24 protein-coding genes are annotated in these 25,214 nt (G+C 66.2%); 15 read left to right on the top strand and 9 right to left on the bottom strand.

The window, feature by feature from the left end; genetic code table 11:
- Positions 1 to 10 precede the first annotated feature (10 nt).
- A complete protein-coding gene (locus ACWCIA_RS15575; RefSeq protein ID WP_454164742.1) occupies positions 11 to 1,237 on the bottom strand; it encodes a hypothetical protein in 1,227 nt (408 codons plus the stop codon).
- A gap of 304 nt (positions 1,238 to 1,541) precedes the next feature.
- Here ACWCIA_RS15575 and ACWCIA_RS15570 point away from each other — a divergent pair, with 304 nt between their 5' ends.
- On the top strand, positions 1,542 to 3,629 hold the full coding sequence (locus tag ACWCIA_RS15570; protein WP_454164741.1) for a 3-hydroxyacyl-CoA dehydrogenase NAD-binding domain-containing protein: 2,088 nt from the start codon (positions 1,542 to 1,544) through the stop codon (positions 3,627 to 3,629).
- A 1-nt stretch (position 3,630) separates the two neighbouring features.
- On the opposite strand, the gene ACWCIA_RS15565 is transcribed toward ACWCIA_RS15570, so the two are convergent.
- The 3 genes from ACWCIA_RS15565 to ACWCIA_RS15555 form a co-directional block, all read right to left on the bottom strand.
- Positions 3,631 to 5,283 carry an ATP-binding response regulator gene (locus ACWCIA_RS15565; RefSeq protein ID WP_454164740.1) on the bottom strand — a complete coding sequence of 551 codons (1,653 nt, stop codon included), beginning with the start codon at positions 5,281 to 5,283 and terminating at the stop codon, positions 3,631 to 3,633.
- Positions 5,280 to 7,736, bottom strand: a complete 2,457-nt coding sequence (locus tag ACWCIA_RS15560) for a PAS domain-containing protein (RefSeq protein ID WP_454164739.1) — start codon at positions 7,734 to 7,736, stop codon at positions 5,280 to 5,282. The genes ACWCIA_RS15565 and ACWCIA_RS15560 overlap by 4 nt, the downstream gene beginning before the upstream one ends.
- A gap of 90 nt (positions 7,737 to 7,826) precedes the next feature.
- Positions 7,827 to 8,207, bottom strand: a complete 381-nt coding sequence (locus ACWCIA_RS15555; RefSeq protein WP_454164738.1) for a response regulator — start codon at positions 8,205 to 8,207, stop codon at positions 7,827 to 7,829.
- 459 nt (positions 8,208 to 8,666) lie between these two features.
- Between ACWCIA_RS15555 and ACWCIA_RS15550 the strand changes: the two genes are divergently transcribed.
- The 4 genes from ACWCIA_RS15550 (at position 8,667) to ACWCIA_RS15535 (ending at position 13,037) form a co-directional block, all read left to right on the top strand.
- Complete coding sequence (locus ACWCIA_RS15550; RefSeq protein WP_454164737.1) at positions 8,667 to 9,299, top strand: response regulator; 633 nt, start codon at positions 8,667 to 8,669, stop codon at positions 9,297 to 9,299.
- Positions 9,300 to 9,462: 163 nt separating this feature from the next.
- Positions 9,463 to 11,079: a response regulator gene (locus tag ACWCIA_RS15545; protein WP_454164736.1), complete on the top strand. Its 1,617-nt coding sequence runs from the start codon at positions 9,463 to 9,465 to the stop codon at positions 11,077 to 11,079.
- A 111-nt stretch (positions 11,080 to 11,190) separates the two neighbouring features.
- Entirely contained in the window at positions 11,191 to 12,417 is a 1,227-nt protein-coding gene (locus ACWCIA_RS15540; protein WP_454164734.1) for an MFS transporter, read from the top strand.
- Positions 12,414 to 13,037, top strand: coding sequence for a helix-turn-helix transcriptional regulator (locus ACWCIA_RS15535; RefSeq protein WP_454164733.1), 624 nt, complete (start codon positions 12,414 to 12,416; stop codon positions 13,035 to 13,037). Before ACWCIA_RS15540 ends, ACWCIA_RS15535 begins: the two co-directional genes overlap by 4 nt.
- Positions 13,038 to 13,139: 102 nt before the next feature.
- On the opposite strand, the gene ACWCIA_RS15530 is transcribed toward ACWCIA_RS15535, so the two are convergent.
- On the bottom strand, positions 13,140 to 14,840 hold the full coding sequence (locus ACWCIA_RS15530; protein WP_454164731.1) for an MFS transporter: 1,701 nt from the start codon (positions 14,838 to 14,840) through the stop codon (positions 13,140 to 13,142).
- 408 nt (positions 14,841 to 15,248) lie between these two features.
- Between ACWCIA_RS15530 and ACWCIA_RS15525 the strand changes: the two genes are divergently transcribed.
- Genes ACWCIA_RS15525 through ACWCIA_RS15515 form a run of 3 tightly spaced genes read left to right on the top strand, consistent with a single transcriptional unit; the run spans position 15,249 to position 17,270 of the window.
- Positions 15,249 to 15,551, top strand: a complete 303-nt coding sequence (locus tag ACWCIA_RS15525) for a Dabb family protein (RefSeq protein WP_454164729.1) — start codon at positions 15,249 to 15,251, stop codon at positions 15,549 to 15,551.
- 27 nt (positions 15,552 to 15,578) lie between these two features.
- Positions 15,579 to 16,361, top strand: coding sequence for an SDR family oxidoreductase (locus ACWCIA_RS15520; protein WP_454164727.1), 783 nt, complete (start codon positions 15,579 to 15,581; stop codon positions 16,359 to 16,361).
- A gap of 12 nt (positions 16,362 to 16,373) precedes the next feature.
- Positions 16,374 to 17,270 carry an SDR family oxidoreductase gene (locus ACWCIA_RS15515; protein ID WP_454164725.1) on the top strand — a complete coding sequence of 299 codons (897 nt, stop codon included), beginning with the start codon at positions 16,374 to 16,376 and terminating at the stop codon, positions 17,268 to 17,270.
- A 25-nt stretch (positions 17,271 to 17,295) separates the two neighbouring features.
- Here ACWCIA_RS15515 and ACWCIA_RS15510 read toward each other — a convergent pair whose 3' ends face one another.
- The 4 genes from ACWCIA_RS15510 to ygfZ form a co-directional block, all read right to left on the bottom strand.
- Positions 17,296 to 17,454, bottom strand: coding sequence for a hypothetical protein (locus tag ACWCIA_RS15510; RefSeq protein ID WP_454164723.1), 159 nt, complete (start codon positions 17,452 to 17,454; stop codon positions 17,296 to 17,298).
- A gap of 102 nt (positions 17,455 to 17,556) precedes the next feature.
- Positions 17,557 to 18,300: an NRDE family protein gene (locus ACWCIA_RS15505; protein ID WP_454164721.1), complete on the bottom strand. Its 744-nt coding sequence runs from the start codon at positions 18,298 to 18,300 to the stop codon at positions 17,557 to 17,559.
- A complete protein-coding gene (locus ACWCIA_RS15500) occupies positions 18,291 to 18,572 on the bottom strand; it encodes a DUF4936 family protein (protein WP_454164719.1) in 282 nt (93 codons plus the stop codon). The genes ACWCIA_RS15505 and ACWCIA_RS15500 overlap by 10 nt, the downstream gene beginning before the upstream one ends.
- Before the next feature lies 1 nt (position 18,573).
- Complete coding sequence (gene ygfZ, locus ACWCIA_RS15495) at positions 18,574 to 19,635, bottom strand: CAF17-like 4Fe-4S cluster assembly/insertion protein YgfZ (protein WP_454164718.1); 1,062 nt, start codon at positions 19,633 to 19,635, stop codon at positions 18,574 to 18,576.
- A gap of 213 nt (positions 19,636 to 19,848) precedes the next feature.
- Between ygfZ and mltG the strand changes: the two genes are divergently transcribed.
- The 7 genes from mltG (at position 19,849) to ACWCIA_RS15460 (ending at position 24,983) form a co-directional block, all read left to right on the top strand.
- Complete coding sequence (gene mltG / locus ACWCIA_RS15490; protein WP_454164716.1) at positions 19,849 to 20,865, top strand: endolytic transglycosylase MltG; 1,017 nt, start codon at positions 19,849 to 19,851, stop codon at positions 20,863 to 20,865.
- Positions 20,862 to 21,488, top strand: coding sequence for a dTMP kinase (gene tmk / locus ACWCIA_RS15485; protein ID WP_454164714.1), 627 nt, complete (start codon positions 20,862 to 20,864; stop codon positions 21,486 to 21,488). The genes mltG and tmk overlap by 4 nt, the downstream gene beginning before the upstream one ends.
- A complete protein-coding gene (locus tag ACWCIA_RS15480; RefSeq protein WP_454164712.1) occupies positions 21,485 to 22,522 on the top strand; it encodes a DNA polymerase III subunit delta' in 1,038 nt (345 codons plus the stop codon). Before tmk ends, ACWCIA_RS15480 begins: the two co-directional genes overlap by 4 nt.
- Before the next feature lie 10 nt (positions 22,523 to 22,532).
- Entirely contained in the window at positions 22,533 to 22,910 is a 378-nt protein-coding gene (locus ACWCIA_RS15475) for a PilZ domain-containing protein (RefSeq protein ID WP_454164710.1), read from the top strand.
- A gap of 18 nt (positions 22,911 to 22,928) precedes the next feature.
- On the top strand, positions 22,929 to 23,447 hold the full coding sequence (locus ACWCIA_RS15470; protein ID WP_454164708.1) for an N-acetyltransferase family protein: 519 nt from the start codon (positions 22,929 to 22,931) through the stop codon (positions 23,445 to 23,447).
- 74 nt (positions 23,448 to 23,521) lie between these two features.
- Positions 23,522 to 24,304: a TatD family hydrolase gene (locus ACWCIA_RS15465; RefSeq protein ID WP_454164706.1), complete on the top strand. Its 783-nt coding sequence runs from the start codon at positions 23,522 to 23,524 to the stop codon at positions 24,302 to 24,304.
- Between the two features lies 1 nt (position 24,305).
- Positions 24,306 to 24,983 (top strand): ankyrin repeat domain-containing protein, encoded by a 678-nt coding sequence (locus ACWCIA_RS15460; RefSeq protein WP_454164704.1) that lies wholly within the window; start codon positions 24,306 to 24,308, stop codon positions 24,981 to 24,983.
- The last annotated feature ends 231 nt before the right edge of the window (positions 24,984 to 25,214 follow it).

The raw sequence follows: 25,214 nt of genomic DNA, 5'->3' as shown, positions 1-25,214 counted from the left end.
GGCGGGACGCCTAGCAGGAAACCGGGTCGCCGGCGCCGCCCGGGTCGGCATCGAACAGCAGGCCGAACACGGTGCGCATCTTTTGCCGCTGCAGGTAGTCTTCCCAGTCGTGCGATTCCCAGCGCCAGGCCCGCACAACCGGCGGGGAGCCCTGGAAGTCGACCAGGGCCGGCGCCGGCGCTGCCTGGCCCGGCGCGCGCGCGGCAAACGACGCCTTGAGCTGGCAGAAAGCCCTGGCGTCCTGGCCGAGCGCCGTCGAGCCGAACAGGGACCAGTTTCCGCCTACCGGTCCTTTCGACACGCCGACATCCTTCGCGTTCAGGCCGACGATCAGCCTGGCGGGCGCGAGCATGCCGGGATGCTGCTGCCTGTCCTCGTCGATGCCGCCGGCGTAGGACCACGGCGGCGTGGCCGGCACGATCAGCGCGGCACGCAAGTCCTTCGAGCGCGGCAAGGGATAGCGCGCCGTCCCGGCGGCGTTCGCGTGGAAGCGGGCGAATTCGGCCGAGTCGGACACATGCTTCTGGAAGACGGCGGCGGGGTCGCCCAGCGTGGCCGACAGCACGAAGGCGCCCGAGCTGTGCGTCATGACGCGTAGCGGCGTCTCGGGCGCGACCTCGGCCAGTACGCGGCGCAGCGCCAGGCCGACCAGGTAGCCGTTGACCTGGGCTTCCCCCCAGACGCCGATCGGGGTCGGCGAGTGCAGGCCGTCCCAGTGCACCTGGAGATAGACCGGCCTGGCGTCCTCGCCCAGGTAGTCGTTCATCCGGCGCTGGATATCGGAGTAGACATAGTCGGCGTCATCGACGCGAAAGCCGTGCACCAGCACCACCAGGGGACCCCGGGTCTCCCGCAGTTTCGCGCCCAGCGCCTTGGCCAGGGCGTCGAACTGCCGGTCCTGGAGCGCGTCCCAGCGTGTGGACCTGGCCGGCTCGTCCAGTGCGCCGGCCGCGCACAGCTCGCGCGAGGCTTGCGTGTGGTTGTAGCGCGCGCAGGTGGGATTGCCACCGTGCGAGAAGTACTCCTTGAGCGTCAAGGCCTTTTTCATGTCGCGGTCGACGATCTTGACGCTCCAGTCGGGATAGAGGTCGCCGACACGGTCGAAGTAGACGTCGACAACGTTCTGGGACGGCGGCCGCGAATGCTGGATCCGCTTTCCGAAGGCGACATGCTCGCCACCGAAATTGCATCCGGCCAGGCTCGCGGCGCCCAATAATGCGATGACATGCTTCAGCATCCTGATCTCCCTTCGTGTTGAACTCGTTATGGGACGATGACACGCCGTGCATACTGCGGGTAAATTGCGCTTTATCAAAGTCAGTATCGAGCGGTCTGCCAGGCGCAGTCAACAGGAGATTCACCCTGGGTAAAGCGTGCTCGCCCGGGGCGCTGCCGGGCCCGGAAAGCCGAAAATAAGACGATCGTTCTATTCTCGGTTATAGTGTCCGGTGTCGTCTGACGGTCGCGATTACCGTTGGTTAATCAACTTCGCGCATCACCTTCGCGCATCACATTCGCAATCACTATTACAAGGAAGAGACATGAGTGCAGACTACGTCGTGCATGGCAGCGTTGCCGTCATCACCCTGAACAACCCGCCGGTCAACGGCCTGGGCCTGGCCACGCGCACGGCCGCCGTCGAGGCACTGCAGCGCGCGCAAGCCGACGAGGCCATCAAGGCCGTCGTGATCACGGGCGGCGGCAAGGTGTTTTCGGGCGGTGCGGACATCCGCGAATTCAATTCGCCCAAAGCGCTGACCGAGCCGACCCTGCACACCCTGATCGCCACCGCCGAGAACCTGGCCAAGCCGGTGGTCGCCGCCATCCATGGCGTCTGCATGGGCGGCGGCCTCGAGCTCTCGCTCGGCTGCCATTACCGCGTCGCCCTGCCGGGCGCCCAGATCGGCCTGCCCGAAGTGAAGATCGGCCTGGTGCCGGGCGCGGGCGGCACCCAGCGCCTGCCGCGCGTGGTCGGGCTGGAGCAGGGCATGAACATGATCGTCTCCGGCAACCCGGTGCTGTCGGAAAAGCTGGCCGGCACCAGACTCTTCGATCGCGTGTTCGAAGCCGGTGCCGACCTGGTTGCGGCCGCCGTCGAGTTCGCCGGCAGCATCGCGGACGTCCGCCCGCTGCCGAAAGTGCGCGAGCTGGCGGTCGAGCACCCGGACCACGACGCCTTCCTGGCCGCGACCCGCGAGCAGGTCAAGAAGGTCGCCGGCGCCTTCCCGGCGCCGCTGGCCTGCGTCGAGTGCGTCGGCGCCACCATCACGATGCCGATCGCGGAAGGCCTGAAGTTCGAACGCGAGCGCTTCCTGGCCCTGGCCCAGACCACGGAATCGAAAGCCCTGCGCCACGCTTTCTTCGCCGAGCGCGCCGCCGGGAAGATTCCCGACGTGCCGGCCGACACGCCGACCCGCAGCATCGAACGCGCCGCCGTGGTCGGCGCCGGCACCATGGGCGGCGGCATCGCGATGAACTTCGCCAACGCCGGCATCCCGGTCACGATCCTGGAAACCAAGCAGGAAGCCCTCGACAAGGGCCTGGCCACGATCCGCAAGAACTACGAGAACACGGTCAAGAAGGGCAAGCTGGCCCCGGAAAAGGCCGAGCAGCGCATTGCCCTGATCCAGGGCACCCTGTCCTATGAGGACATCGCCCAGGCCGACATCGTGATCGAGGCCGTGTTCGAGGACATCAACGTGAAGGAAGCCGTGTTCCGCCAACTGGACGCGGTGATGAAACCGGGCGCCATCCTGGCCTCGAATACCTCGACCCTGGACCTGAACCGTATCGCCGGCTTCACCAGCCGTCCGCAGGACGTGATAGGCCTGCATTTCTTCAGCCCGGCCAACGTCATGAAGCTGCTCGAAATCGTGCGCGGCGTTCGGACCGGGAAGGACGTGCTGGCGACCGCCCTGGCGCTGTCGAAGAAAATTAAAAAGACCGGCGTGGTCTCGGGCGTGTGCGACGGCTTCATCGGCAACCGCATGCTCGAGCAGTACCTGCGCCAGGCCTTCTTCCTGCTCGAGGAAGGCGCGCTGCCGGAGCAGGTGGACAAGGCGATCGAGCATTTCGGCTTCGCGATGGGCCCGTTCCGCATGAGCGACCTGGCCGGCAACGACATCGGCTGGTACGTGCGCAAGCGCCGCCAGGTCGAGTCGCCGGAACTGGTCTATTCGAAGGTCCCGGACCTGCTGTGCGAACAGGGCCGCTTCGGCCAGAAGACGGGCGCCGGCTGGTACGACTACCAGGCGGGCGACCGCACCGCGCATCCGTCGCAGGCGGTGAACGACATGATCGTGGCGCAGTCGGCGACAGAAGGCGTCGAGCGCCGCACGATCGGCGACGAGGAGATCGTGCAGCGCCTGGTGTACGCGCTGGTGAACGAGGGCGCGCGCATCCTGGAAGAGGGCATCGCCCTGCGCGCCTCCGACATCGACATGGTCTACCTGACCGGCTACGGCTTCCCGCTGCACCGCGGCGGCCCGATGCTGTACGCGGACACGGTCGGCCTGCCGCAGGTGCTCGATGCCATCCGCGGCTTCGCGCGTGGCCGCCATGGCGAAGCCTGGACGCCGGCGCCGCTGCTCGAGCGCCTGGCGGCCGAGGGCAAGGGGTTTAACGGCTGATTCAGCGGTAAGCCAGCCGGCGCCGGATCGCCACCATGGTGCCGCGGCCGCGCCGGCCGTAGATGTGGATGCTCGCGCGGATGCTGGCTGCCCGCTCGCGCATGCCTTTCAGGCCGAGGGACGCCGCATCGTGCAGGCGTCCTCGCGCGATACCCTTGCCGTCGTCGCAGATCCTGACGAGCAGCGCGGCGTTACGCATCGCGACCTGGATGAGGATATGCGTCGCGCCGGCGTGGCGCAGCACGTTGGTCAGGGCTTCCTGGCACATCCGCAAGAGTTCCCCCGCCACGAACGGGTGCTGCTCCACATAATCCGTCGGATCGTAGAGCACGCTGCAAACGATGCCGGTGCGCCGCTGCAGGTCCTGCGCCTGCCAGCCGAGCGCTGCCACGAGTCCTCCCTCCTCGAGCTCGGGAGGGCGCAGCAGCGCCGAAATATCCTGTACCGCGGCGATCGCCAGGTCGACGCTCGACAGCACCGCTTTCAGTTCCCGCGAGAGCTCGTCCGCAGGCGGCTGCCTGGCGGGCGCCGCCACCCGGTCCTGCAAGAGGCGCAGGTCGATCTTGGCTGCCGTCAGGATCTGGCCCAGCTGGTCGTGCACTTCGCGCGCCAGCATGCGCCGCTCGTCGCCGCGCACCCGCTGGACCGTGTCGAGCAGGGTCCGCAACTCCTGCTGCGACTGCCGCAGGCGCAGCAACTCGCCCTGGCGCCATACCGCGTCGCGCCGCAGGCGCACCAGGCGGACGTTGGCCTCGATCCGCGCCACCAGGTCTTTCGTACTGAAGGGCTTGACCACGAAATCGTCGGCGCCCTCGCCGAGGGCCGCAACCTGCGCTCCTTCGTCGGCCTGGCCCGACAGCATGATGACGGGGACGGTGGAGAGCGATTCGTCCCTGCGCATCATCCTCAGCAGCTGTATGCCGTCCATGTCCGGCATGACCTTGTCGATCAGGATCACGTCCGGCTGGATCGACAATGCCAGGTCGAAGCCGGCGCCTGCGGTCTGCGCCGCATGGAAGGCGAAGCCGGCCCGCTCCAGGATGCGTTTGACATGGGCCACCAGGAGCGCTTCATCGTCGATGAGGAGCACCCGGATCTGCCCGGCCGTCAAGCCGTCCTGTCCCAGGGATGGCGCGGCATCGCGCTGGAGCGCCTGGGCCAGCGTGTGGACAGCCAGTTCCAGCAGGGCGGCAAGCGACGGGCCGTGGTCGGCCTGCCGGAGCGCGACCAGGGCCACGCCGCGCACCTCCTGCGCGCTGCGCCCTCCAAATGGAACGGCGGCCAGGGCGGCGGCGGCGTCGCCAATCCAGGCGCTGCGCGCCTGGCCGATATCGACGATACGCGCTTCGCCTGCATAAGCGAAAGCAGAAGCGTAAGCGTCGTCCAGCGCCACGCAGCATGCCTGTTCCAGGTTGCCGGCCCGTGCCGGCGGCGGCTGCGTGCAGCCGGCGTCCAGCAGCAGGGTCAGGGTCCCGTCTTCCATATAGCGATAGACGGCCAGCGACAGGGCATCGTCGCGCAGGCCGGCAAGCACCTGGGTTCCCAGCGAGGCAAGGTCGATCGGGACGGCGAGGTGCTCGACCAGGCTGGCGAAGGCAAGCATCCGGCGCCGTACGGCGTCGCGCTCGCGTTTGCCGTCGACCGGCGAGTTCACTGCAGCCTCCCGGCGGCGCCCAGGGCCTCGTACAGGGCCTGCGCCAGCACGGTCTTCCCGTAGGGTTTGTTCAGGAAGCGGACTTCCGGGCCCAGCTCATCCTGGTGCCGCATGGCTTCGAAGGTATAGCCTGAGCTTAGCAGCACGGGCAGGCCGGGCCGCATGGCGCGCGCCTGCCTGGCGAGCTCGATGCCGGAAACGCCGGCCATGACGACATCCGTGAACAGCAGGTCGAAGTGCTCGCCGCCGGCCAGCCGTGCGAGCGCTTCCTCGGCCCTCGATGCTTCCGTGACCACGCAGCCGAGCTCGCGCAACTGGCCGAGAATATGGGCACGCACGATCGGGTCGTCCTCGACGAGGAGGACCGAGCTGCCGGCCGGCGGCCGCATGCCGGCCCCGGCCGCCGGCGCGGGCCGGGCGTCCGGTTCGGCGTGGGCGCGCGGCAGATACAGCTTCACCTGGGTTCCGCGGCCGCGCTCCGAATAGATCGTGACGTCGCCGTTCGACTGCTTGACGAACCCGTACACCATGCTCAGGCCCAGCCCGCTGCCGGACGCTTCGTCCTTGGTCGTGAAAAAGGGTTCGAATACGTGGTCCATGACATCCTGGGGGATGCCATGGCCGTTGTCCGCGAGCGCGATCACCACATACTCGCCCGGGGGCAGGGGTTTGTTCAGCGCGCTCACCTGCGCTTCCAGTTCGACGAGCAGCAGCTCGACCGTCAGCTTTCCGCCATCGGGCATGGCATCGCGCGCATTGATGCACAGGTTGACGATGGCTGCCTCGAGTTGCGCGCGGTCGGCGTACACGCACCACTTGTGTTCCATTCCCAGCAGTTGAAGATCGATCGTCTCGGGCAGGCTGCGGGCGATGAAGGGGCGGATCGATTCGAGGGCGTCGCGGACGGCGAAGATTTGCTGTGTCAGCGGCTGCCTGCGCCCGAACGCCAGCAGGCGGCGCGTCAGTTCGGCGCCGCGTTCGCCGGCCATCTGGATCATGTGGGCGATCTCGCGCAACTCCGGCTGGTCGTCGAGCGCGTCGACCAGTTCTTCGGCATTCCCCAGAATGACCGTCAGCCAGTTGTTGAAATCGTGGGCCAGGCCGCCGGTCAGCCGGCCGAGCGATTCGAGCTTCTCGATCTGCAGCAGGCGCTGTTCCAGCGCGATCTGCTCGCTCAGGTCGGTGACGACCGACAGGATGGCCCGCGGTGTGCCGTCCTCGCGGCGAACGAGAATCCAGTGCACGTGGACGACGAGCTTGCGGCCGTCCGCCGCAGAGTGCACCATCCGGCCGGAATAGTCTCCGTGCCGCATCAGCACCTGCATCGCATGCTGGAAGTCGGACGGCGCACATTCGGCATACAGGGTCTCGGCGACGGGCCGGCCGATGATCTCTTCGCTGCTCCAGCCGTAGCGCGCGGCCGCGGCCTGGTTCCAGTACACCACGCGGTTGTCGAGGTCGCGCACCAGGATGGCGTCGGTCGCGTAATCGAGCATTTCGGCCTGCATGCGCAGGCGCGCTTCCTGGCGTTTCTGCCCGGTCAGGTCGGCGATGCTGCCGACCATCCGCTGCGGTCCGCCGTGCTCGTCGATGACGATGAAGCAGCGGTGCAGCACATGGCACTCGATCTCGCCGGGCAGGAGCAGCCGGTATTCTTCCGCCCAGTTTTCGCGCCGCGCCGCCACGGCCGCGCGCAGGCTGGCGCCGATCCGCCCGCGGTCCTCGGGATGGATGCAGGCTTGCCAGTCCGCCAGGCGGGTCGAGCCCGAGAGTACGCTGCCGAGCGGCTCCAGGGCGCTGCGGCTGCACCACAGGGCATCGTCCGCCATGTTCCAGTCCCAGACGACGTCGTTGGTGGCGCGGGTCACGTAGCGCAGCCGCTGCTCGCTCAGCGCCAGCGAGTCGGCCATGCGCTTGAGTTCGTGCGAGCGCAGCACGATTTCCGCTTCGAGCCGCGTGGTCTTGGCCTGGGATGCATCGGTAGCGGCAGGCCTGTTGGCCAGGACGTAATCGGTCACGTCCTCCACGCGGTGGATGATGAAGGACACCCGTCCTTCCGTATCGAGGACAGGCGAGTTGACCGGGCTCCAGTAACGCAATTCGAATCCGCCGCCGGGCCGGCGAATCGGATACCGCTGCACCGCCATCACATCGAGGACACGCGTTTGCCGGACGCGCCGCAGCGACGCGCCCAGGGCTGCGACGCCGCTGCCGTCCGTGTCTTCCGGATCGTCGGGAAAAACGTCGAAGATGGCGCGGCCCATCACTTGTGCGCGCGTGACCATGGTCGCGTCGAGGTAGGCGTTGCTTGCCGCTACAATTTCTAGCGTGTCGGGCATCAGTACGAGGAACAGCCCTGGAGCGGACTCGAACAGCAGGCGAAACTGGTCCGGCGAGAAGCGCGACTCGTTGCGCGGCCCGCCATTCCCGATCGGTGCTTCGTCATCTACCATGCGTACCAGCGTCCTCGTGGTGTTGCGGCCATTTCAACCAGTCATTCCAAGATAGCACAATGCGTGTTGCATGGCGTGGCGGGCGCGGGCTCATGCGTGGCCGCTCTTGAGCGCGCCGAGCAGCAGCTGGGCGCTGACGGGCTTCATCAGGTGAATATCGATGCCTGCCTCGGCCGTGCGACGCCGGGTGTCGTCGTCGCCCCACGCCGTCAGCGCGACGATGCAGGCATGCCGCCCCCAGGCGCGTTCGCGCATGCGCCGTGCAAGCTCGCAGCCGTTCATGCCAGGCATCATGATGTCGAGGACGACGCATTCCGGGTGCAGCCTATCCCCCAGCAACAGAGCCTCGGCGCCGGAATAGGCGACCTGCACCGTACAGTCGAGGATCGTCAGCAAGGATGCCAGCGTTTCGGCTGCATCGCTGTTGTCGTCTACCACCAGCACGCGGCGCTTCGGCTCTTGCAGAATCATGTTCGTCCAAAATGAAGGGCTGCCGGGTGCAGCGAAACCGTCGAGCTTACCCGGATACGGACGAGCGGCGAAGTCGGATGGATTGCGACAGCCTGTCGCGCGGCACGGGCGCGAGGCCCGCTGCATCGCCGCATCGCCGGCGATGGGGCATAGTCCTACATCGTGTCGCAGAAATGACGGCAAGCCGTCGCGACTTTGCCCATCGCGCCGGGCGCCGGATCTCCCTATCATCGCGCACTGGCGGGCAGGCCGGCGCCTTCGCGCAGTCCACCATGCGCCCGAGCGTGGACAAGCCACAGCCGGCTGCCGCTGCGTCTCCACTTCTTCTTCGCCTCGTACCGAGCGCACCAGATTTCATTTCCGAATCACAATGAGCACGAATCACAATGAGCACGAATCACAGCGAGCATTCTTGCTAACATTCTTCAGTACGTCACTTTTACGGGGCGCCATTCCGACATGATCCGCGTTGTCATCGCCGACGATCACCAGCTGGTGCGGGAGGGCGTCAAGAAGGTCTTGTCCGTCGATCCGGATATCATGCTCGTGGGAGAGGCTGCGGACCTGCCATCGACGCTTGCCGTCCTCGACAGCGTGGAGATCGACGTCCTGCTGCTCGACCTCACGCTCAGCCCCATCCACGAGCTCGATGCACTGCGCACGGTGGTCGAGCGCTTTCCCGGCATCCGGGTGCTGGTGCTCAGTTCGCACAGCGAAGAGCGTTTTGGCATTCCCACCCTTAAACTCGGCGCCGCCGGCTATATCCCGAAGTCGCTGACGGTGGATGTCGTGCTGACGGCCATCCATAAAGTGCATGCCGGAGGACGCTACCTGAGCGAGCGCCTGGCGGACATCCTCGCCCACGAAGTATCGTCGCCCCATCCCCGCCACGCACACGAGCGCCTCACCGACCGTGAATTGCAGGTGCTGAGGCTGCTGGCACTGGGGCACCCCGTCAAGCAGGTGGCGGCCAGGCTCGACATCAGCATCAGCTCCGTCAATACCTACCGCAGCCGCATTTTCTTGAAGCTCAAGCTCAGGAGCAACGCGGAACTCATACGCTACGCCATCCATCACGGACTCGATGCATGAGGGTGGCTGCACTCGCCGAATGCATCGCTTGAGCGCCTGCATGTCGCACCGCATGCGACCTGGAGGTAGCGTTTTTCGCGATGATCGTGCAAGCCCCGAAACGCTAGAATGGATGCCCACCATTCCTGCAGAGCCTTATGTTTGCCAATCTCCGGCTGTTGCAATGACCGAACGACTACTTCAACCACCCTCCGTCCTGCTCATCGACGACGAGTCGTTTGCCAACGACATCGTCTCCCATGCATTGAAAGCGAGTGGGCCCCATACCTTTCGTTTCACCGGGGAAGCCGAAGCAGCCGTCGATCTGGCAAAGGAAATGGCCGCAACCGTCGTCCTGGTCGACATGCGCATGCCGGGGGCCGATGGCTTCGATGTGATACGGCGGCTGCGCGCCGACCCGGCTACGGAACATGTCGCCGTGATCGTATTGTCGTCGGACATCAATCCGGACCGAAAAGCGGAGGCCTTCGACGTCGGCGCCAGCGATTACCTTGTCAAGTGGCCTGACCCGCGCGAACTCGTGGCGCGCGTGCGCTACCACAGCAATTCCAGCATCGCCCGCCGCCAGCTCGATGCCGCATTTACTTCCTTGTGCCGCAGCCAGGAAGACCTCGCCGCCAGCCAGTCGGCCCTGCTTCATTCGCAAAAAATGGAAGCGATCGGCCAGCTGACCGGCGGCGTGGCCCATGACTTCAATAATGTCTTGCAAATCATCGGCGGCAATTTGCAACTGCTGAAACTGAGCGGCAGCATCAAGGAAGGCGGCAACGTGCGCGTGGACGCGGCGCTGACCGGGGTCAGGCGGGGAGCCGAGCTGGCTTCGCACCTGCTGGCGTTCGCACGCCAGCAACCGCTCCAGGCGGTCCCCACCAATCCCGGACATCTTCTGCGTGAGATGGACGACATGGCGTGCAGGACCTTCGGGCCCGGACTGAACGTCGTGACGGACGTCGCGCATGACCTGGCCAGTATCCTGGTCGATCCGAACCAGCTGCATAATGTCTTGCTGAACCTGGCCCTTAACGCGCGTGACGCGATGGGCGGGAGGGGTACCCTGACATTACGCGCGGCCAATGTCGGGGCCGGCGCAGCATTGCCCGAGGACCTGCCGCCGGGCCGCTGGCTGGTGCTTGAAGTGGCCGACAACGGCAAAGGGATGACGCCGGATATCATGGCGCGCGTGTTCGAACCGTTTTTCACGACCAAGCCGAAAGGACAGGGTACCGGCCTCGGTTTGTCGATGGCTTACGGTTTCGTCAAGCAGTCGGGCGGGGAAATCGTCCTTTCCAGCGCCGCCGGCGAAGGAACGAGCGTGAAGATTTACTTGCCCGTCTGCGATGCCGAGCCAGTCCCTCAGGAGACCGTGTCCATGTCCCGGCTGGAGGGAGGCCCGGAAACCATCCTGGTGGTGGACGACGAGGAGAATGTGCGCCGGGCCACTTGCGCAAGCCTGTCCCTGCTCGGTTACCATGTGCTGGACGCCGCCAGCGCGCTGGCGGCGATCGACATCGTACGGAGCGGGCAGGCGATCGACCTGGTGTTCACCGACGTCATCATGCCGGGCCCGGTCACCTGTTTACAGCTGGCCGAGGAAGTACGCCTGCATCTGCCGCAGGCGCAGATCCTGTACACGTCCGGTTATGCCGAGGGCGTGCTGAGCCAGGAAGGCAGGCTGGAAGCCGGCGTGCATTTGCTGCGCAAGCCTTACGACGTCGGTACGCTGAGCGCGCGCATACGCCACCTGCTCAGGCGCACGAAGGAACAGGCGGCGACCGCGTAAGCGCCCGCAAGCGTCCGGTCACGGACTGGCAAATCAATAAGTCAACAATTCCGTTTACTTATTCTCCAGGCAGCGCTAGCATGGCAAACACGACAACGCCATGGAGAGCCGATGAAGACCGCCGTGCTGATCGGAAGCGCCTGCCTGCTGGGCTTGCTCTCCACGACCGGGGCATCCCTGCCGTATCCGATCCTGGCGCCGCTCTTCGCCGGCGAGCCGACGCCGCTGACGACTTTCCTCGGGCTGCCGCCGACCCTGCTGCTCGGCATTGCGCTGATGGTGAACCCGGTCGGGCTGCTGATCGGCAGCGCGGTGCTGGGGCCGGTGTCGGACCGCCTGGGACGCCGCCGCGTGCTCCTGATCACGGCCGTGGGGGCTGCGGTCGGCCATGCGCTGACAGGCTTGGCCCTGGTCGCCGGCTCCTATCCGCTGTTCCTGCTTGCGCGCTTCGTCACCGGCCTGCTCGAGGGTAACGGCTCGATCATGCGCGCCATGCTGGCCGAGCGCCTCACCGGCAGCCTGCGCAACCATGCCCTGTCCTGGCTGAACGGCGCCTTCCACCTGGGCTGGCTGTTCGGTCCCCTGTTGGCCGGCTTCACGGTGTCGGCCGGGATCACGCTGCCGTTCTATATCGCCGCCGGCGCCCTGCTGGTGGGCGCGGCGCTGGCCGCGATCTCGCTCGAACGCGGGGCGGACGAGGGCACGGCGCCTAAGGAGGGCAGCTGGTGGGCCGTCGCACGCGACCGCCATGCGCTGACCCTGCTGCGGCACGCGCCGCTACGCACCCTGTTCACGGTGCATTTCGCGTATGCCTGCGGTGTGGCGGCCTTTTACGAATTCTTCCCGCTGTGGCTGGTCGACGTCGGCGACTACGATGCGCGCCGCATTGCGGTGGTGAACATGGGCATGTGCGCCCTGATGACTTTCGCGGCGCTGTTCGCGGGGCGGGCCAGCACGCGCGAACCGCGGCGCCGTGCCAGCGGACAGGCCGGTTTCGCCGCGCTGGCCATCCTCGCGGTCGCTTTCGGCAGCCTCGAAGTCGGCCTGGGCGCCATTGTCCTGTTCGGCCTGCCGCATGCCTATTACAACGCCACCCTGCAGGGCTGGGCGGCCGACCAGTTCGCGGGCTACGGCCAGGGCGCGGTGATGGGCCTGCTGTCGACGACCTTCTGCCTCGCGAACATCGTGATGGCGCTGCTCGGGGGCATCCTGACGCTGTTCGACACCCGCCTGGTGCTGGTCGTGGGCGGGCTGATGTCGGCCTGGGCGGCGCTGGCGATGCGCAACTGGAGCACGCGCGCGGTGGCCGCGGGCGCAACGGCCGTGGAGGCGAAATGAATACCTACGACCAGGTCCTCATGCTGCTCAAGACGCGCGGCGCGCAGACGGCCCAGGCGCTGGCCGGCCTGATCGGGCTGACTGCGATGGGCGTGCGCCGCCACCTCGAAGCGGCCGAGGCCGAAGGGCTGGTCGTTCACGCCGACACGCCCGGCAAGGTCGGGCGCCCGGTGCGGCGCTGGGCCTTGAGCGAGCGCGGCAATGCGCGTTTTCCGGACCGGCATGCGGAGCTGACGCTCGACCTGATCCAGGGCGTGCGCACCCTGTTCGGGGAAAGCGGACTGGAGCGCCTGATCGCGGCGCGCGAAGAAGCCAGCGAGCGCGCCTACCGGGAGCGCGTCGACCCGCGCACCACGCTCGACGACCAGGTGGCGGCGCTGGCCGAGGCGCGCTCGCTGGAAGGCTACATGGCCGAGACCCAGCCGCGGGTCGACGGCAGCATCCTGCTGGTCGAGAACCATTGCCCGATCTGCACCGCGGCCCAGGCCTGCCAGCAGTTCTGCCGCTCGGAGCTGGAGGTCTTCCGGCGCGTGCTGGGGCCGGGGGTGACGGTGGTGCGCATCGAGCACCAGCTGGAGGGAGCGCGGCGCTGCGCCTACCTGGTGAGCCAGCGCGAGTGAGCTTGCGGGTTGGGGCCAGCGGAACTGGGCCGATTGGTCTGATAAACGAAAAAAATGCCGCTGTTTCCAGCGGCATTTCCATTTTCCGAAAGACGGGTCGCGTCAGTCGTTGGCGTAGATGTTGTTGTCCTTCGTCTCGCGGACGAAGAGGGCGCCAATCACCAGGCTGATCAGGGCGATGATGATCGGATACCACAGGCCGTAGTAGATGTTGCCGTTGGCCGCAACCAGGGCGAACGAAATGGTCGGCAGCAGGCCGCCGAACCAGCCGTTACCGATGTGGTAGGGCAGGGACATCGAGGTGTAGCGGATACGGGTCGGGAACATTTCGACCAGCATCGCCGCGATCGGGCCGTAGACCATGGTCACGTACAGCATCAGGATGAAGAGCAGCAGCACCAGCATCGGCTTGTTGATGGTTGCCGGGTCGGCTTTCTCCGGATAGCCGGCGGTCTTCAGCGTGGCGACCACTTCCTTGTTCAGTGCCGTCTGGCGAGCCTTGCTGTCGGCGTCGAAGTCGATGCCGTCGGCGGTCATGGTGGCGTTGAAGGACTGGATCGCCTTGTCGCCGACCATGATTTGCGCCACCGAACCGGCCGGGGCGGGAACGATGTCGTAGTTGACCGATGCGTTGGTCAGCATGCGGCTGGCGATGTCGCAGGAGGCCGGGAATTTACGCGTACCGCTTGGGTCGACCTGGAAGTTGCAGGACTCGGGATCGGCCACGACCTTGACCGGCGAGGTCGCGATGGCCTGTGCCAGCGCCGGGTTGCCATAGGCCGTGATGGCCTTGAAGATCGGGAAGTAGGTCGCCGCGGCGAGGAGCATGCCGCCGAGGATGATCCACTTGCGGCCGATGCGGTCGGACAGCCAGCCGAAGACCAGGAAGAACGGGGTGCCCAGCACCAGCGCGATGGCGATCAGGATGTTGGCGGTCGGGCCGTCGATCTTCAGGGTCTGGGTCAGGAAGAACAGGGCGTAGAACTGGCCGGTGTACCAGACGACTGCCTGGCCCATCGTCAGGCCGAACAGGGCCAGCAGCGCGATCTTGGCGTTCTTCCAGTTCAGGAAGGCTTCCGACAGCGGGGCTTTCGAGGTCTTGCCTTCGGACTTCATCTTGACGAAGGCCGGCGACTCGGCCATGGCCAGTCGGATCCAGACCGAGATGCCGAGCAGGATCACCGAGACCAGGAAGGGAATGCGCCAGCCCCAGGCCGTGAACTCGGCTTCGCCGACGGCGGTGCGGGTACCGAGGATGACCAGCAGCGACAGGAACAGGCCGGCCGTGGCGGTGCACTGGATCCAGGCGGTGAAGAAGCCGCGCTTGCCTTCCGGCGCGTGCTCGGCGACATAGGTCGCGGCGCCGCCGTATTCGCCGCCGAGGGCCAGGCCCTGCAGGACACGCAGGGTCACCAGCAGGATCGGGGCTGCGATGCCGATGGTGGCATAGCCGGGCAGCAGGCCGACCAGGAAGGTCGAGGCGCCCATGATCAGGATGGTGACGAGGAAGGTGTACTTGCGGCCGATCATGTCGCCGAGGCGGCCGAACACGAGCGCGCCGAACGGACGGACGATAAAGCCGGCCGCGAAGGTGAGGAGGGCGAAGATGAAGGAGGTGGTCGGGTCACCGAGGAAGAACTGTTTGCCGATGATGGCGGCCAGGGCGCCGTAGAGGTAGAAGTCGTACCATTCAAAAACCGTCCCAAGCGAGGACGCAAAGATCACCTTGCGTTCTTCCTTGGTCATCGCCCCGGAGGAAGGCGCTGCCTTGCCTCCTGCGGTCATGCCGGGTGTGATAGCCATATTGTTTGTCTCCGTTTAGTAATGTAAAGCTTCGGATATAAGTCAGCGGATAGCCGATCAGTCAGCCGATACTTGTGTCAGCTGTGACGGAGTGTGGACCGTTAAACTTACGTCATGCTTGCTTCAAACTTACTCCAAACTTACGCAAAACTTCGGCGAGCCCGGCTGGAAACCTCGCTTCAATTGATGCGCTCGCTTGTGCCCGGACGGAAACACGGGCAATGCCGCCCTCACTCAGCTGTTCGACAGCGTCCCCGGCGGGAAGATCCCGAACAGCCGGTTTTTTTTACAGCCACTATTTTGCGAACGACCGTACTGAAGTGCTATTCTGACCATCGGCACGCCGCAACGAAGCGGCGCCGTGATATGCAAATCCTTTCGTATTAACTGCTGAGATTCGAAAAAGATATGATCAAACACATCGTGATGTGGAAGTTGAAGGAAGAGGCCGAAGGCGCCGACCGCCTGTCCAATGCCCGCGAAATGAAGCGCCGCCTCGACGAATGCGCGCACATCGTGCCCGGCATCCTGGCCTTCGAAGTGACGCTGGCCCAGCCGGGCCTGGAAGCGACCTACGACGTCGTGCTGTATTCGGAATTCGAGGACCGCCAGGCCCTCGACGCCTACATCCAGCATCCGACGCACAAGGCGCTGGTGCCCTTCATCGGCGCGGTGCGCGAGGCGCGCCAGTGCATGGATTACGAAGTCTGAACCCAAGAAGACAATCACGGAGACGGCATGCGCACCACCCAGGAACTCTTTAATTTGCAAGGCAAAACCGCGCTGGTGACGGGCGGCTCGCGCGGCCTCGGGCTGCAGATGGCCGAGGCGCTCGGCGAGCAGGGCGCGCGCATCGTGATTTCCTCGCGCAAGCAGGACGAACTCGACACGGCCGTCGCCCACCTGGCCGCGCGCGGCATCGAGGCGTCCAGCATCGCCGTCGACCTGGCGCAGGAGGCGAACGTGCTGCCTTTCGTCGAGGAAGCGCTGCGCCGCCTCGGCCACATCGACATCCTGGTCAACAATGCGGGCGCCAGCTGGGGCGCGCCGGCCGAGGAGCATCCGCTCGAGGCCTGGGACAAGGTGATGAACCTGAACGTGCGCAGCATCTTCCTGGTCTCGCAGGCGGTCGGCAAGCTGTCGATGATCCCGCGCCGCTACGGGCGCATCGTCAACATTTCCTCGATCGCCGGGCTGGCCGGCAACCCGCCGGGCACCATGAGCACGCTGGCCTACAACACCTCGAAGGGCGCGCTGGTCAATTTCACCCGCGCGCTGGCCGGCGAGTGGGGCCGCCACGGGATCACCGTCAACTCGATCGCGCCCGGCTTCTTCCCGTCCAAGATGACCAAGGGCGTGCTGGCCACGATCGGCGCCGACGCGCTGGCCAAGGACGCGCCGCTGGGCCGCCTCGGCGACGACGAGGACCTGAAGGGCGCGGTGGTGCTGTTCGCCTCCGACGCCGGCAAGCACATCACCGGCCAGATCCTGGCCGTCGACGGCGGCGTGTCGGCCGTCTGAAGGGAGAAGCGCATGCAAGATTTCAATGGCAAGGTGGCCGTCATCACGGGCGCCGGCAGCGGCCTCGGCCGTGAGTTCGCGGATCTCGCGGCAAGCCTGGGCATGAAGCTGGTGATCGCCGACATCCAGGTCGACGCGCTGGAGCGGGCCACCGACGAATTGCTGGAAGGCGGCGCCGAGGTGCTGGCCATGGTCTGCGACGTCAGCAAGGGCGCGCACGTGCAGGAACTGGCGGACGCGGCCATCGCGCGCTTTCACGGCATCCACCTGGTGTTCAACAACGCCGGGGTCGGCTCGGGGGGGCTGGTCTGGGAAAACACCGAGGCCGACTGGGAATGGGTGCTGGGCGTGAACCTCTGGGGCGTGATCCACGGCGTGCGCGTCTTCACCCGCGCCATGCTCGAGTGCGCGGAGCGCGATCCCGGCTACGAGGGCCACATCGTCAACACCGCCTCGATGGCGGGCCTGCTGAACGCGCCGGCGATGGGCGTCTACAACGTCTCCAAGCACGCCGTGGTGTCGCTCTCGGAAACCCTCTATCACGACCTGCAGTTGGTCGGCGCTCCGATCGGCGCCTCGGTGCTGTGCCCGTATTTCGTGCCGACCGGGATCAGCCATTCGCACCGCAACCGCCCCGAGGAACTCAAGCCGGACGCGCCGCCGACGGCCAGCCAGCTGGCGGCGCAGGCGCTGACCGTGAAAGCGGTCGAGTCGGGCAAGGTGTCGGCCGGCGACGTGGCGCACATGACCTTCGAGGCGATCCGCACGGGCCGGTTCTACGTCTTCTCGCATCCGCAGGCGCTCGAGGGCGTGCGCGAGCACGCCGAGGCGATCGTGCAGGGGAAGAATCCGCCGGATCCGTACGCGGCCACGCCGCATGTGCGCGACATGCTGCGCTCGCGCCTGTAGGGCAGGCGCGTCGGGCCGGCCCGGGCTACTCGCGCGCCGCGGCGCCGGTGGCCAGGTCAGTGCTGGTTGCGGTCGGGTTCGTGTTCGGCAGCTCGTTGATGTTGCCGCTTTGCTTGCCGGGCATCTGGCAGGCTGCCAGCAGGGCGGCGGCGCCGAGGGCGATCAGGAAAGAAGGTGTGCGCATGGCATCCTCCGTGGGTGAAAACCCAGACGGTAACGCGCACGAAGTCGCGACGTTTGATCTAGCTCAAACCCGTCGGGGACGGCTGTACCGCAATGCAACCGATCAGGGCCGAAGTATCCGCTCGTGCAACTCTGCCGGCGCATTCTCGTACAGCTTCACCACCGTCGAGGTCCGCGTCCCGTAGCCCGCCGTTTCGATGCACACCGCCGACAGCACGCGCTCCAGGTCGATCGGCACGCCGGTTTCCGGCAGGCGCATGTCCGGCGCGCGGGTGGTGTCGGCCAGCATCTCGAAATAGGCGTCTTCCGGCGCGCCCTGGCACAGCAGGCTGGCGAACTGGGCCTTGGTGCGGGTAACTTTCGGCCAGGCTTCGTCGAGCAGGCCGTTCGAGATGCCGTAGATGCGGCCAGCTTCCAGCGGCTTGCCGTTGCGCTCGTCGTTGCCGGCGCGGTTCGAGTACCAGTAGAGGTCGCTCGCGTCGCCCAGCACGAGGTTGAAGCCGTTGTAGACGTCGCCGCGGGCGGCGATTACGTCCAGGTATTCGGCAGCCGTCAGCGAACCCTTTAGGAAGTCGGCCACCAGTTCCCCGCGCGAGGGGGCGTTGGCGCGGCCTTCGCCGGGAGCGCGGATGTTGGTCAGCGCGGCGAATTTCGGCCCGTTTAGGCCTTCGCGGGTGATGCCCATCCAGCTGCCGCCGTGCTCCAGGTCGCGCCCGGCGATCACGTTCGGGTTTTCCGGCCAGGGTGCGGCGGGCAGGGCCGGGCGGTCGTAGAATTCGTCGCGGTTGGCGGCGGCGATCACCGGCACGCCCGGAAAGACGCGCCAGGCAAAGACGATCAGGCACATGGTGTCAGCTCCACAAACACTTCGGCACGGCGTGGGCCGACGATCAGGCCGTCGACGCCGGCTTCGCTTGCGGCGCTGTCCAGCGCGGCGGCAAAGGCCTCGTCAACGCCCGGATAGACTTCCATCCAGGTCTGGACTCCGTCGCTGCTGCCCGGGCGGCGCTTGAGCTGGCAGGGGGCCGGGGCCAGCCCGGCCTGCAGGCGGCGCACGAGCGGCTCGAGGCGCGCGGCGTCCTCCTCCCGCACCTTGTAGTACACGTAAAGGTCGATCATGCTAGAGGTCGAGCGCGTCCAGCGCGTACGGCATGGGCAGGAAGCGCAGCTGCGGACCGGCGACCGAGCCCAGGTGCACCTCTTCCTGGAGGGCGCCCAGCTTCAGCTCGACCAGCAGGTCGGCCCCGCCCACGCCGTTCGGCGCGGCATTCACGACCATGCCGCAGGGCTGGTCGGGGTCGGCTGCTGAAAACACTTCTTCGCCGGCGCGCGCGGCCGCATTGTCGCTCGACGCCAGCGCAGTGCGGCGCTTGAGCTTGCCGAGATACTGGCTGCGGGCGACGATTTCCTGGCCCGGGTAGCAACCCTTCTTGAAGTTGACGCCGCCCAGCAGCTCGAGGTTGACCATCTGCGGCACGAACTGTTCCTGGGTGGCGAGCGTCACCTGCGGCACGCCGGCGTGGATCGCGGACAAGCGCCAGGCGGCGTTCCCGCCCAGGTGCAATTGCCCGCGCAGGGCGGCGATTGCTCCTTGCCCGGCTTCAGGCGAGGTCAGCCATAGATAGCGCGGCGCGCCGAAGGCGTCCGCCAGGCGGATCACGGTACCAAGGCTGGACTCGACCTTGCCGTAGGGCGCGGCCGGCAGCTCCGCCACCAGGGCGCGCAGGGCCGCTTCGCCGGCGGCGCCGCCGATGCCGAGCACGGCCGCGACCGCGTCCTCGTCGGTGGCGTCGCGCAGCTTGGCCTTCGCGCGCAGCACGAACATGGTCAGGCGCTTTTGCAGCGGCGCCTGGATCGCGCGCGGCAGTTGCAGCCAGACGGTGCCGTCAAGCGAGCGCCACATCAGGAAGGTGGCCTGCAGGCGGCCCTTCGGCGTGCAATACCCGGCCAGGCGCGCTTCATCCGTGCCCAGGTGCTCGACGTCGTTGGTCAGCTGGTTGTGCAGGAAGGAAGCGGCATCTTCGCCGGCGACGGCGATCAGGCCCAGGTCGGTCACCGGGGCGACGAAGCCGTCCGCGAGCTCGGCGGCGGTCAAGGTGCGGCCGAAGTCTTCGACCGCGGTCGCTTCGTCGATATGGAAGCGGGCGCCCAATGACGCCAGGTGTTCTGTCCAGTTGCTCATAAATCCAGAAATGTTTTCCGATTAGGCTATCATTACGGCCTCATTATAGAGTTGTCGAGCATTTCGCGCCGAAGAGCGCCTAAGAAACGCTCCATGTCTGCGTTGCAGCGCCTTGCCGTACAAGCGTACTGCCTTCGGCGCTACGCCTTGCCCTGCAGGGTTTCTTAGGCGCTCTTAGGCCGCATCAACCCTGCGTCAAACCTGAAAAACAGAATGGCACTAATAAAAAAACTTATCGTCACCGGCGTGATCGTGTCAGTCGCGGCCGTAGGGGGCTTTTCCTGGTGGTCCAAGCAGCCCCTGACCACGGCTGAGCCGCCAATCGAATTTGCCATCGCACCCGGCAGCGGCGTCGGCGCGGCCGCCCAGCAGATGGCCAGGGCCGGCGTGCCCATCAATCCGACCCTGTTCCAGATCCTGGCCCGCGTCACCGGCGAGAGCGCCCGCATCAAGGCCGGGAGCTACGAGCTGAAACCGAATACCTCGCCGCGCGGCCTGCTCACCCAGCTGGTGCGCGGCCAGTTCGCGCAGGAAGCCGTCACCATCATCGAAGGCTGGACCTTCCGTCAGATGCGCGATGCCATCCGTTCGAGTAAGGCCTTGCGCCAGGAAACGGCCAAGCTGAGCGACGCCGAACTGATGGCGAAGGTGACCCAGGACTACAAGCAGCCGGAAGGCCTGTTCTTCCCCGATACTTACCTGTTCGCCAAGGGAGCGAGCGACTTGCAGATCTACAAGCAGGCGCACCAGATGATGCTCAACCGCCTGAACGCGGCCTGGGAAAAGCGCGATCCGAACCTGCCGTACAAGACGCCCTACGAGGCGCTGATCATGGCCTCGATCGTGGAAAAGGAAACCGGCCAGAAGAGCGAGCGGGGGATGATTGCCGGCGTGTTCGTGAACCGCCTGCGCGTGGGCATGATGCTGCAGACCGATCCGAGCGTAATTTACGGCATGGGCGAGCGCTACGAGGGCAAGATCGCGAAGAAGGACTTGCAGACCGATACCGCGTACAACACCTATACCCGCTACGGCCTGCCGCCGACCCCGATCGCGCTGCCGGGCGTGGAGTCGCTGGCCGCGGCCCTGGCGCCGGCCAAGACCGAAGCGCTGTACTTTGTTTCGCGTAACGACGGCACCAGCCAGTTCTCGGAAAACCTGAACGACCACAACCGCGCGGTCAACCAGTTCCAGCGCGGCATCGGCGTGAATGGTGCAGCAAAACCATGACGCAGTTGACCCATACTCGCGGTAAGTTCATCACCTTCGAAGGCATCGACGGGGCCGGCAAGTCGACCCACATCGGCTTCGTCAACACCTTCTTGAGCGAGCGCGGCCTGACGGTGGTCTCCTCGCGCGAACCGGGCGGCACGCCGCTCGGCGAAAAGCTGCGCGACCTGCTGCTGCATGAAAAGATGCACCTGGAAACCGAAGCCTTGCTGATGTTCGCCAGCCGCCGCGAGCACCTGGCCCAGGTCATCGAGCCGGCCCTGGCCGGCGGCAGCTGGGTGCTGTCGGACCGCTTCAGCGACGCCAGCTTCGCCTACCAGAGCGGCGGGCGCGGCTTGGACCGGGCCAGGATGGAAGCGCTGGAGGCCTGGGTGCACCCGCACCTGCAGCCCGACCTGACGCTGCTGTTCGACGTGCCGCTCGAGGTGGCGCGCGAGCGCCTGGACGCGACCCGCACCCTCGACAAGTTCGAGCGCGAGCAGGAAGCCTTTTTTGCCCGCTGCCGCGCCGAATACCTGCGCCGGGCGGCCCAATTCCCGCAGCGTTTCGCCGTGATCGACTCCACCCGGAGCATCGGGGAGACGCAGCAGAAGATCAGCGAGGCGCTGGAGAAGCTGTTGTGACGATCTACCCCTGGCAAGAAAGCGCATGGGACGCGCTGCAAACGATGCGCGGGCGCATGCCGCACGCCATCCTGTTCCACGGCCCGGCCGGCATCGGCAAGGCCGACTTCATCGAAACCTTCGCACAGGCCCTGCTGTGCGAGAACGTGCGCCCTGACGGCCGCGCCTGCGAGGCCTGCGCCTCCTGCGGCTGGTTTGCCCAGCACAACCATCCCGACTACCGCCGCGTGCGGCCGGAAGCGCTCGAAGACGAGCCCGGAGGCGAGGGCGAGGAAGCGGGCGAGGGCGACAAAAAGTCGAAAACGGCCAAGGCGCCCTCAAAGGAGATCAAGATCGAGCAGATCCGATCGCTGGCCGACTTCATGAACATCTCGACCCACCGGCAAGGCCTGCGCGTGGTCGTGCTGTACCCGGCCGAGGCGCTCAACATGCCGGCCTCGAACGCGCTCCTGAAGACGCTGGAAGAGCCGCCGCCGGGCACCGTTTTTTTGCTCGCCTCGAACGGGCTCGACCGGCTGCTGCCGACGATCCTGTCGCGCTGCCGCAAGTTCGCGCTGCCCATGCCCGACCACGCCGCGGCACTGGCCTGGCTGCAGGGCCAGGGCGTGCAGGACGCCGACAGCTGGCTGCGCGAGGAGGGCGGTGCGCCGCTCGCCGCGCTGGACAAGGCGTCAAGCGGCAGCCGCGAGGAGCTCGACACGCTGCTCGGCTTCCTGGCCCGTCCGAACGTGGAAGGCGCGCTGCGCCAGGCCGACAAGCTGAGCAAGACGCCGCTGGCGGCGCTCGTGTCCTGGCAGCAGCGCTGGCTGTACGACCTGCTGGCCTGCAAGCTCTCCGGCACGGTGCGCTACTATCCGCGCTATCAGAAGGAACTTGCAGCCTTGGCCGGCAACGTGCACACTGCAAACCTGTTACGTGCAATCAAGTCCGCCAACGAACGGCGTGCGACGGCCGACCACCCGCTGTCGGCCAAGCTCTTCGTCGAGGACATGTTGCTGGACTATACGGCTTGCTGCAGCCCTGTTTCACGATAAGAGGATCCCGATGAGCGGCAATACAACCGACCCCAACGCCTCGCTGCTACCGCGGCCGTCGGTGCTGTCGCTGGCCATCAAGGAAAAGGCGGCGCTGTACGCGGCCTACATGCCTTTCCTGAAGAACGGCGGCATATTCGTGCCCACCAACAAGGCCTACAAGATCGGCGAGGAGGTCTACCTGATCCTCTCCTTCATGGAAGACCCGGGCAAGTACCCGATCGCGGGCAAGGTCGCCTGGGTCACCCCGGCCGGCGCTAACAACAGCAAGGCGCAGGGCATCGGCGTGCATTTCCCCGCCGACGAAACCGGCCAGCGCGCCAAGGCCCGCATCGAAGAAATCCTCGGCGCCGCGCTGCGCTCCTCGCGCGCCACCCACACCCTGTAACTTTCGTTTCTTTTTTCAATGCCGTCCTACGTCCACCGTCTTGCCACCCGCGACGACCTGCCCGTCATCGTCGACATCTACAATTCGACCATCGCCTCGCGCGAAGTCACGGCCGATACCGAACCGGTCAGCGTCGCCTCGCGCGAAGCCTGGTTCGCCGAGCACACGCCCGAGCGCCGCCCGCTGTGGACGATCCACGATGTGGACGATCCCTCGGACGATGCGGCCGTCATCGGCTGGATGTCCTACTCAAATTTCTACGGCCGCCCGGCCTACTCCGGCACGGCGGAACTGTCGATCTATATCGCCGAGGAATGGCGCGGCAAGGGCATCGGCAAGTATTGCCTGGAGCAGGCGATCGCGTTTGCCCCGCAGATCCAGGTGCACACGCTGCTGGGCTTTATCTTCGGGCATAACCAGCCGAGCCTGGGGCTGTTCCGCAAGTTCGGGTTCGATACCTGGGCGCATTTCCCGCGTGTGGCCAATCTCGACGGTGTCGAGCGGGATCTGATTATTCTGGGCAAACGCGTCGCATAAGGCTCCGTCCGGCCGTGTTTGCGTGCGAATGCGCCCGCGTGACGCGACCGGCGGCCTGCCCGTACAATATCGGCATGTACATCGATTCCCACTGCCACATCAATTTCCCCGAGCTGGCCGCCCGGATGCCCGAGATCCTCGCCAAAATGGAGGAAAACAAGGTCACGCACGCGCTGTGCGTGTCGGTCGACCTGCCGGATTTCCCGTCGGTGCTGGCCCTGGCCGAGCAATATCCGAACATCTATGCCTCGGTCGGCGTCCATCCCGACTATGAAGACACGCCCGAGCCGAGCGTCGCCCAGCTGGTCGAGCTGGCCCGGCATCCGAAGATCATCGCCATCGGCGAGACCGGGCTGGATTACTACCGCCTCGAGGGCGACCTCGAATGGCAGCGCGAGCGCTTCCGCACCCACATCCGCGCCTCGCGCGAATCGCGCAAGGCCCTGATCATCCATACCCGCTCGGCCAGCGCCGACACCATCCGCATCATGAAGGAAGAGGGCGCCGGCGTGGACGACGGCGGCGTGGCGGGCGTCATGCACTGCTTCACCGAGTCGCTCGAGGTGGCCGAGGCGGCGATCGAGATGGGCTTTTATATTTCCTTTTCCGGCATCGTCACCTTCAAGAGCGCCAAGGACCTGCAGGCCGTGGCGCGTGCGGTGCCGATGGACCGCATCCTGGTCGAAACCGATTCGCCCTACCTGGCCCCGGTGCCTTACCGCGGCAAGATGAACGAGCCCGGCTATGTGCCGCACGTGGCCGAGTTCATCGCCAACCTGAAGGACCTGCCGCTGCGCGAAGTGGCGCAGCGCACGACCGACAATTTCTTCGAGCTGTTCCAGCACGCGAGGGGATGAGATGAACACCATGCGCCGCACGGCACTCGGCAGTATTGTCCTGGCACTGGGCATCGGGCCGGCACTGGCCCAGCCCACGCCGGCAGCGCCCAACGCGTCCCAGCTCACCGCCTTCTTCCGCGCCGTCCAGCTCGACGACGTCAAGACCGTCGAGCGCATGCTGGGCGCGCAGGTGAACGCCAACCAGCTCAACCAGCTCGGCGCCGAGCCCGGCCTGGTGCAGGCGATCCGCGAAGACGCGATGCGCGTGTTCAAGGCTTTCCTGGCCCATCCGGGCACCGACCTGGAAGCGCAGGCGGCCAACGGCAACACCGCCCTGATGATGGCGGCCTACAAGCGCAACCGTCCCGCGGTCGAGGCCCTGCTGGCCAAGGGAGCGAAGGTCGACCGCCCCGGCTGGACCGCGCTGCACTACGCCGCGGCGGCCGGCGACGACGCCATCGCGCGCCTCCTGCTCGAGCGCGGCGCGAAGGTCGACGCCGTCTCGCCCCTGAAGAGCGGCGCCTACACGCCGATGATGGTGGCGGCGCGCGAGGGGCACGATGGGACGGCGCTGCTGCTCATTGCGCATGGGGCGGACCGCAAGCGGACCAATAGCGAGGGGCTCACCGCCGTGCAGATCGCGGAGCGGGCGGGGAAGCCAATGGTGGCGGCGACGATTGCACGCGGAGTGCGTTGAAAGCAGGCTTGTTCGGCTGAGCGCAACATTTCGCTTGTTCAATGGTTTCAGGACGCGTGGAGTCGGGACTCCACCCTACATTGTAATTCGTAGGGTGGGGTCCTTGTTTAGCACAGAGACATAGGTAACACCTGTCTAGAGACATAGGTAACACTTTTATGATCATTGCACAGCCAACAAATGGAGTGTGCGATGCCCTGGAAAGAGAGTTCCCAAATGTCCTCCAGACTC

Source organism: Massilia sp. SYSU DXS3249, from assembly GCF_053668055.1.
The sequence above is the reverse complement of the archived record's forward strand: the minus strand, read 5'-3'. Positions and strand labels throughout refer to the sequence as shown.

Excerpts from the sequence above, each read along its gene's own strand:
- ACWCIA_RS15575 (WP_454164742.1), bottom strand. The coding sequence starts at position 1,237 with ATGCTGAAGCATGTCATCGCATTATTGGGCGCCGCGAGCCTGGCCGGA.
- ACWCIA_RS15570 (WP_454164741.1), top strand. The coding sequence starts at position 1,542 with ATGAGTGCAGACTACGTCGTGCATGGCAGCGTTGCCGTCATCACCCTG.
- ACWCIA_RS15560 (WP_454164739.1), bottom strand. The coding sequence starts at position 7,736 with ATGGTAGATGACGAAGCACCGATCGGGAATGGCGGGCCGCGCAACGAG.
- ACWCIA_RS15555 (WP_454164738.1), bottom strand. The coding sequence starts at position 8,207 with ATGATTCTGCAAGAGCCGAAGCGCCGCGTGCTGGTGGTAGACGACAAC.
- ACWCIA_RS15550 (WP_454164737.1), top strand. The coding sequence starts at position 8,667 with ATGATCCGCGTTGTCATCGCCGACGATCACCAGCTGGTGCGGGAGGGC.
- ACWCIA_RS15545 (WP_454164736.1), top strand. The coding sequence starts at position 9,463 with ATGACCGAACGACTACTTCAACCACCCTCCGTCCTGCTCATCGACGAC.
- ACWCIA_RS15540 (WP_454164734.1), top strand. The coding sequence starts at position 11,191 with ATGAAGACCGCCGTGCTGATCGGAAGCGCCTGCCTGCTGGGCTTGCTC.
- ACWCIA_RS15535 (WP_454164733.1), top strand. The coding sequence starts at position 12,414 with ATGAATACCTACGACCAGGTCCTCATGCTGCTCAAGACGCGCGGCGCG.
- ACWCIA_RS15530 (WP_454164731.1), bottom strand. The coding sequence starts at position 14,840 with ATGGCTATCACACCCGGCATGACCGCAGGAGGCAAGGCAGCGCCTTCC.
- ACWCIA_RS15525 (WP_454164729.1), top strand. The coding sequence starts at position 15,249 with ATGATCAAACACATCGTGATGTGGAAGTTGAAGGAAGAGGCCGAAGGC.
- ACWCIA_RS15520 (WP_454164727.1), top strand. The coding sequence starts at position 15,579 with ATGCGCACCACCCAGGAACTCTTTAATTTGCAAGGCAAAACCGCGCTG.
- ACWCIA_RS15515 (WP_454164725.1), top strand. The coding sequence starts at position 16,374 with ATGCAAGATTTCAATGGCAAGGTGGCCGTCATCACGGGCGCCGGCAGC.
- ACWCIA_RS15510 (WP_454164723.1), bottom strand. The coding sequence starts at position 17,454 with ATGCGCACACCTTCTTTCCTGATCGCCCTCGGCGCCGCCGCCCTGCTG.
- ACWCIA_RS15505 (WP_454164721.1), bottom strand. The coding sequence starts at position 18,300 with ATGTGCCTGATCGTCTTTGCCTGGCGCGTCTTTCCGGGCGTGCCGGTG.
- ACWCIA_RS15500 (WP_454164719.1), bottom strand. The coding sequence starts at position 18,572 with ATGATCGACCTTTACGTGTACTACAAGGTGCGGGAGGAGGACGCCGCG.
- ygfZ (WP_454164718.1), bottom strand. The coding sequence starts at position 19,635 with ATGAGCAACTGGACAGAACACCTGGCGTCATTGGGCGCCCGCTTCCAT.
- mltG (WP_454164716.1), top strand. The coding sequence starts at position 19,849 with ATGGCACTAATAAAAAAACTTATCGTCACCGGCGTGATCGTGTCAGTC.
- tmk (WP_454164714.1), top strand. The coding sequence starts at position 20,862 with ATGACGCAGTTGACCCATACTCGCGGTAAGTTCATCACCTTCGAAGGC.
- ACWCIA_RS15475 (WP_454164710.1), top strand. The coding sequence starts at position 22,533 with ATGAGCGGCAATACAACCGACCCCAACGCCTCGCTGCTACCGCGGCCG.
- ACWCIA_RS15470 (WP_454164708.1), top strand. The coding sequence starts at position 22,929 with ATGCCGTCCTACGTCCACCGTCTTGCCACCCGCGACGACCTGCCCGTC.
- ACWCIA_RS15465 (WP_454164706.1), top strand. The coding sequence starts at position 23,522 with ATGTACATCGATTCCCACTGCCACATCAATTTCCCCGAGCTGGCCGCC.
- ACWCIA_RS15460 (WP_454164704.1), top strand. The coding sequence starts at position 24,306 with ATGAACACCATGCGCCGCACGGCACTCGGCAGTATTGTCCTGGCACTG.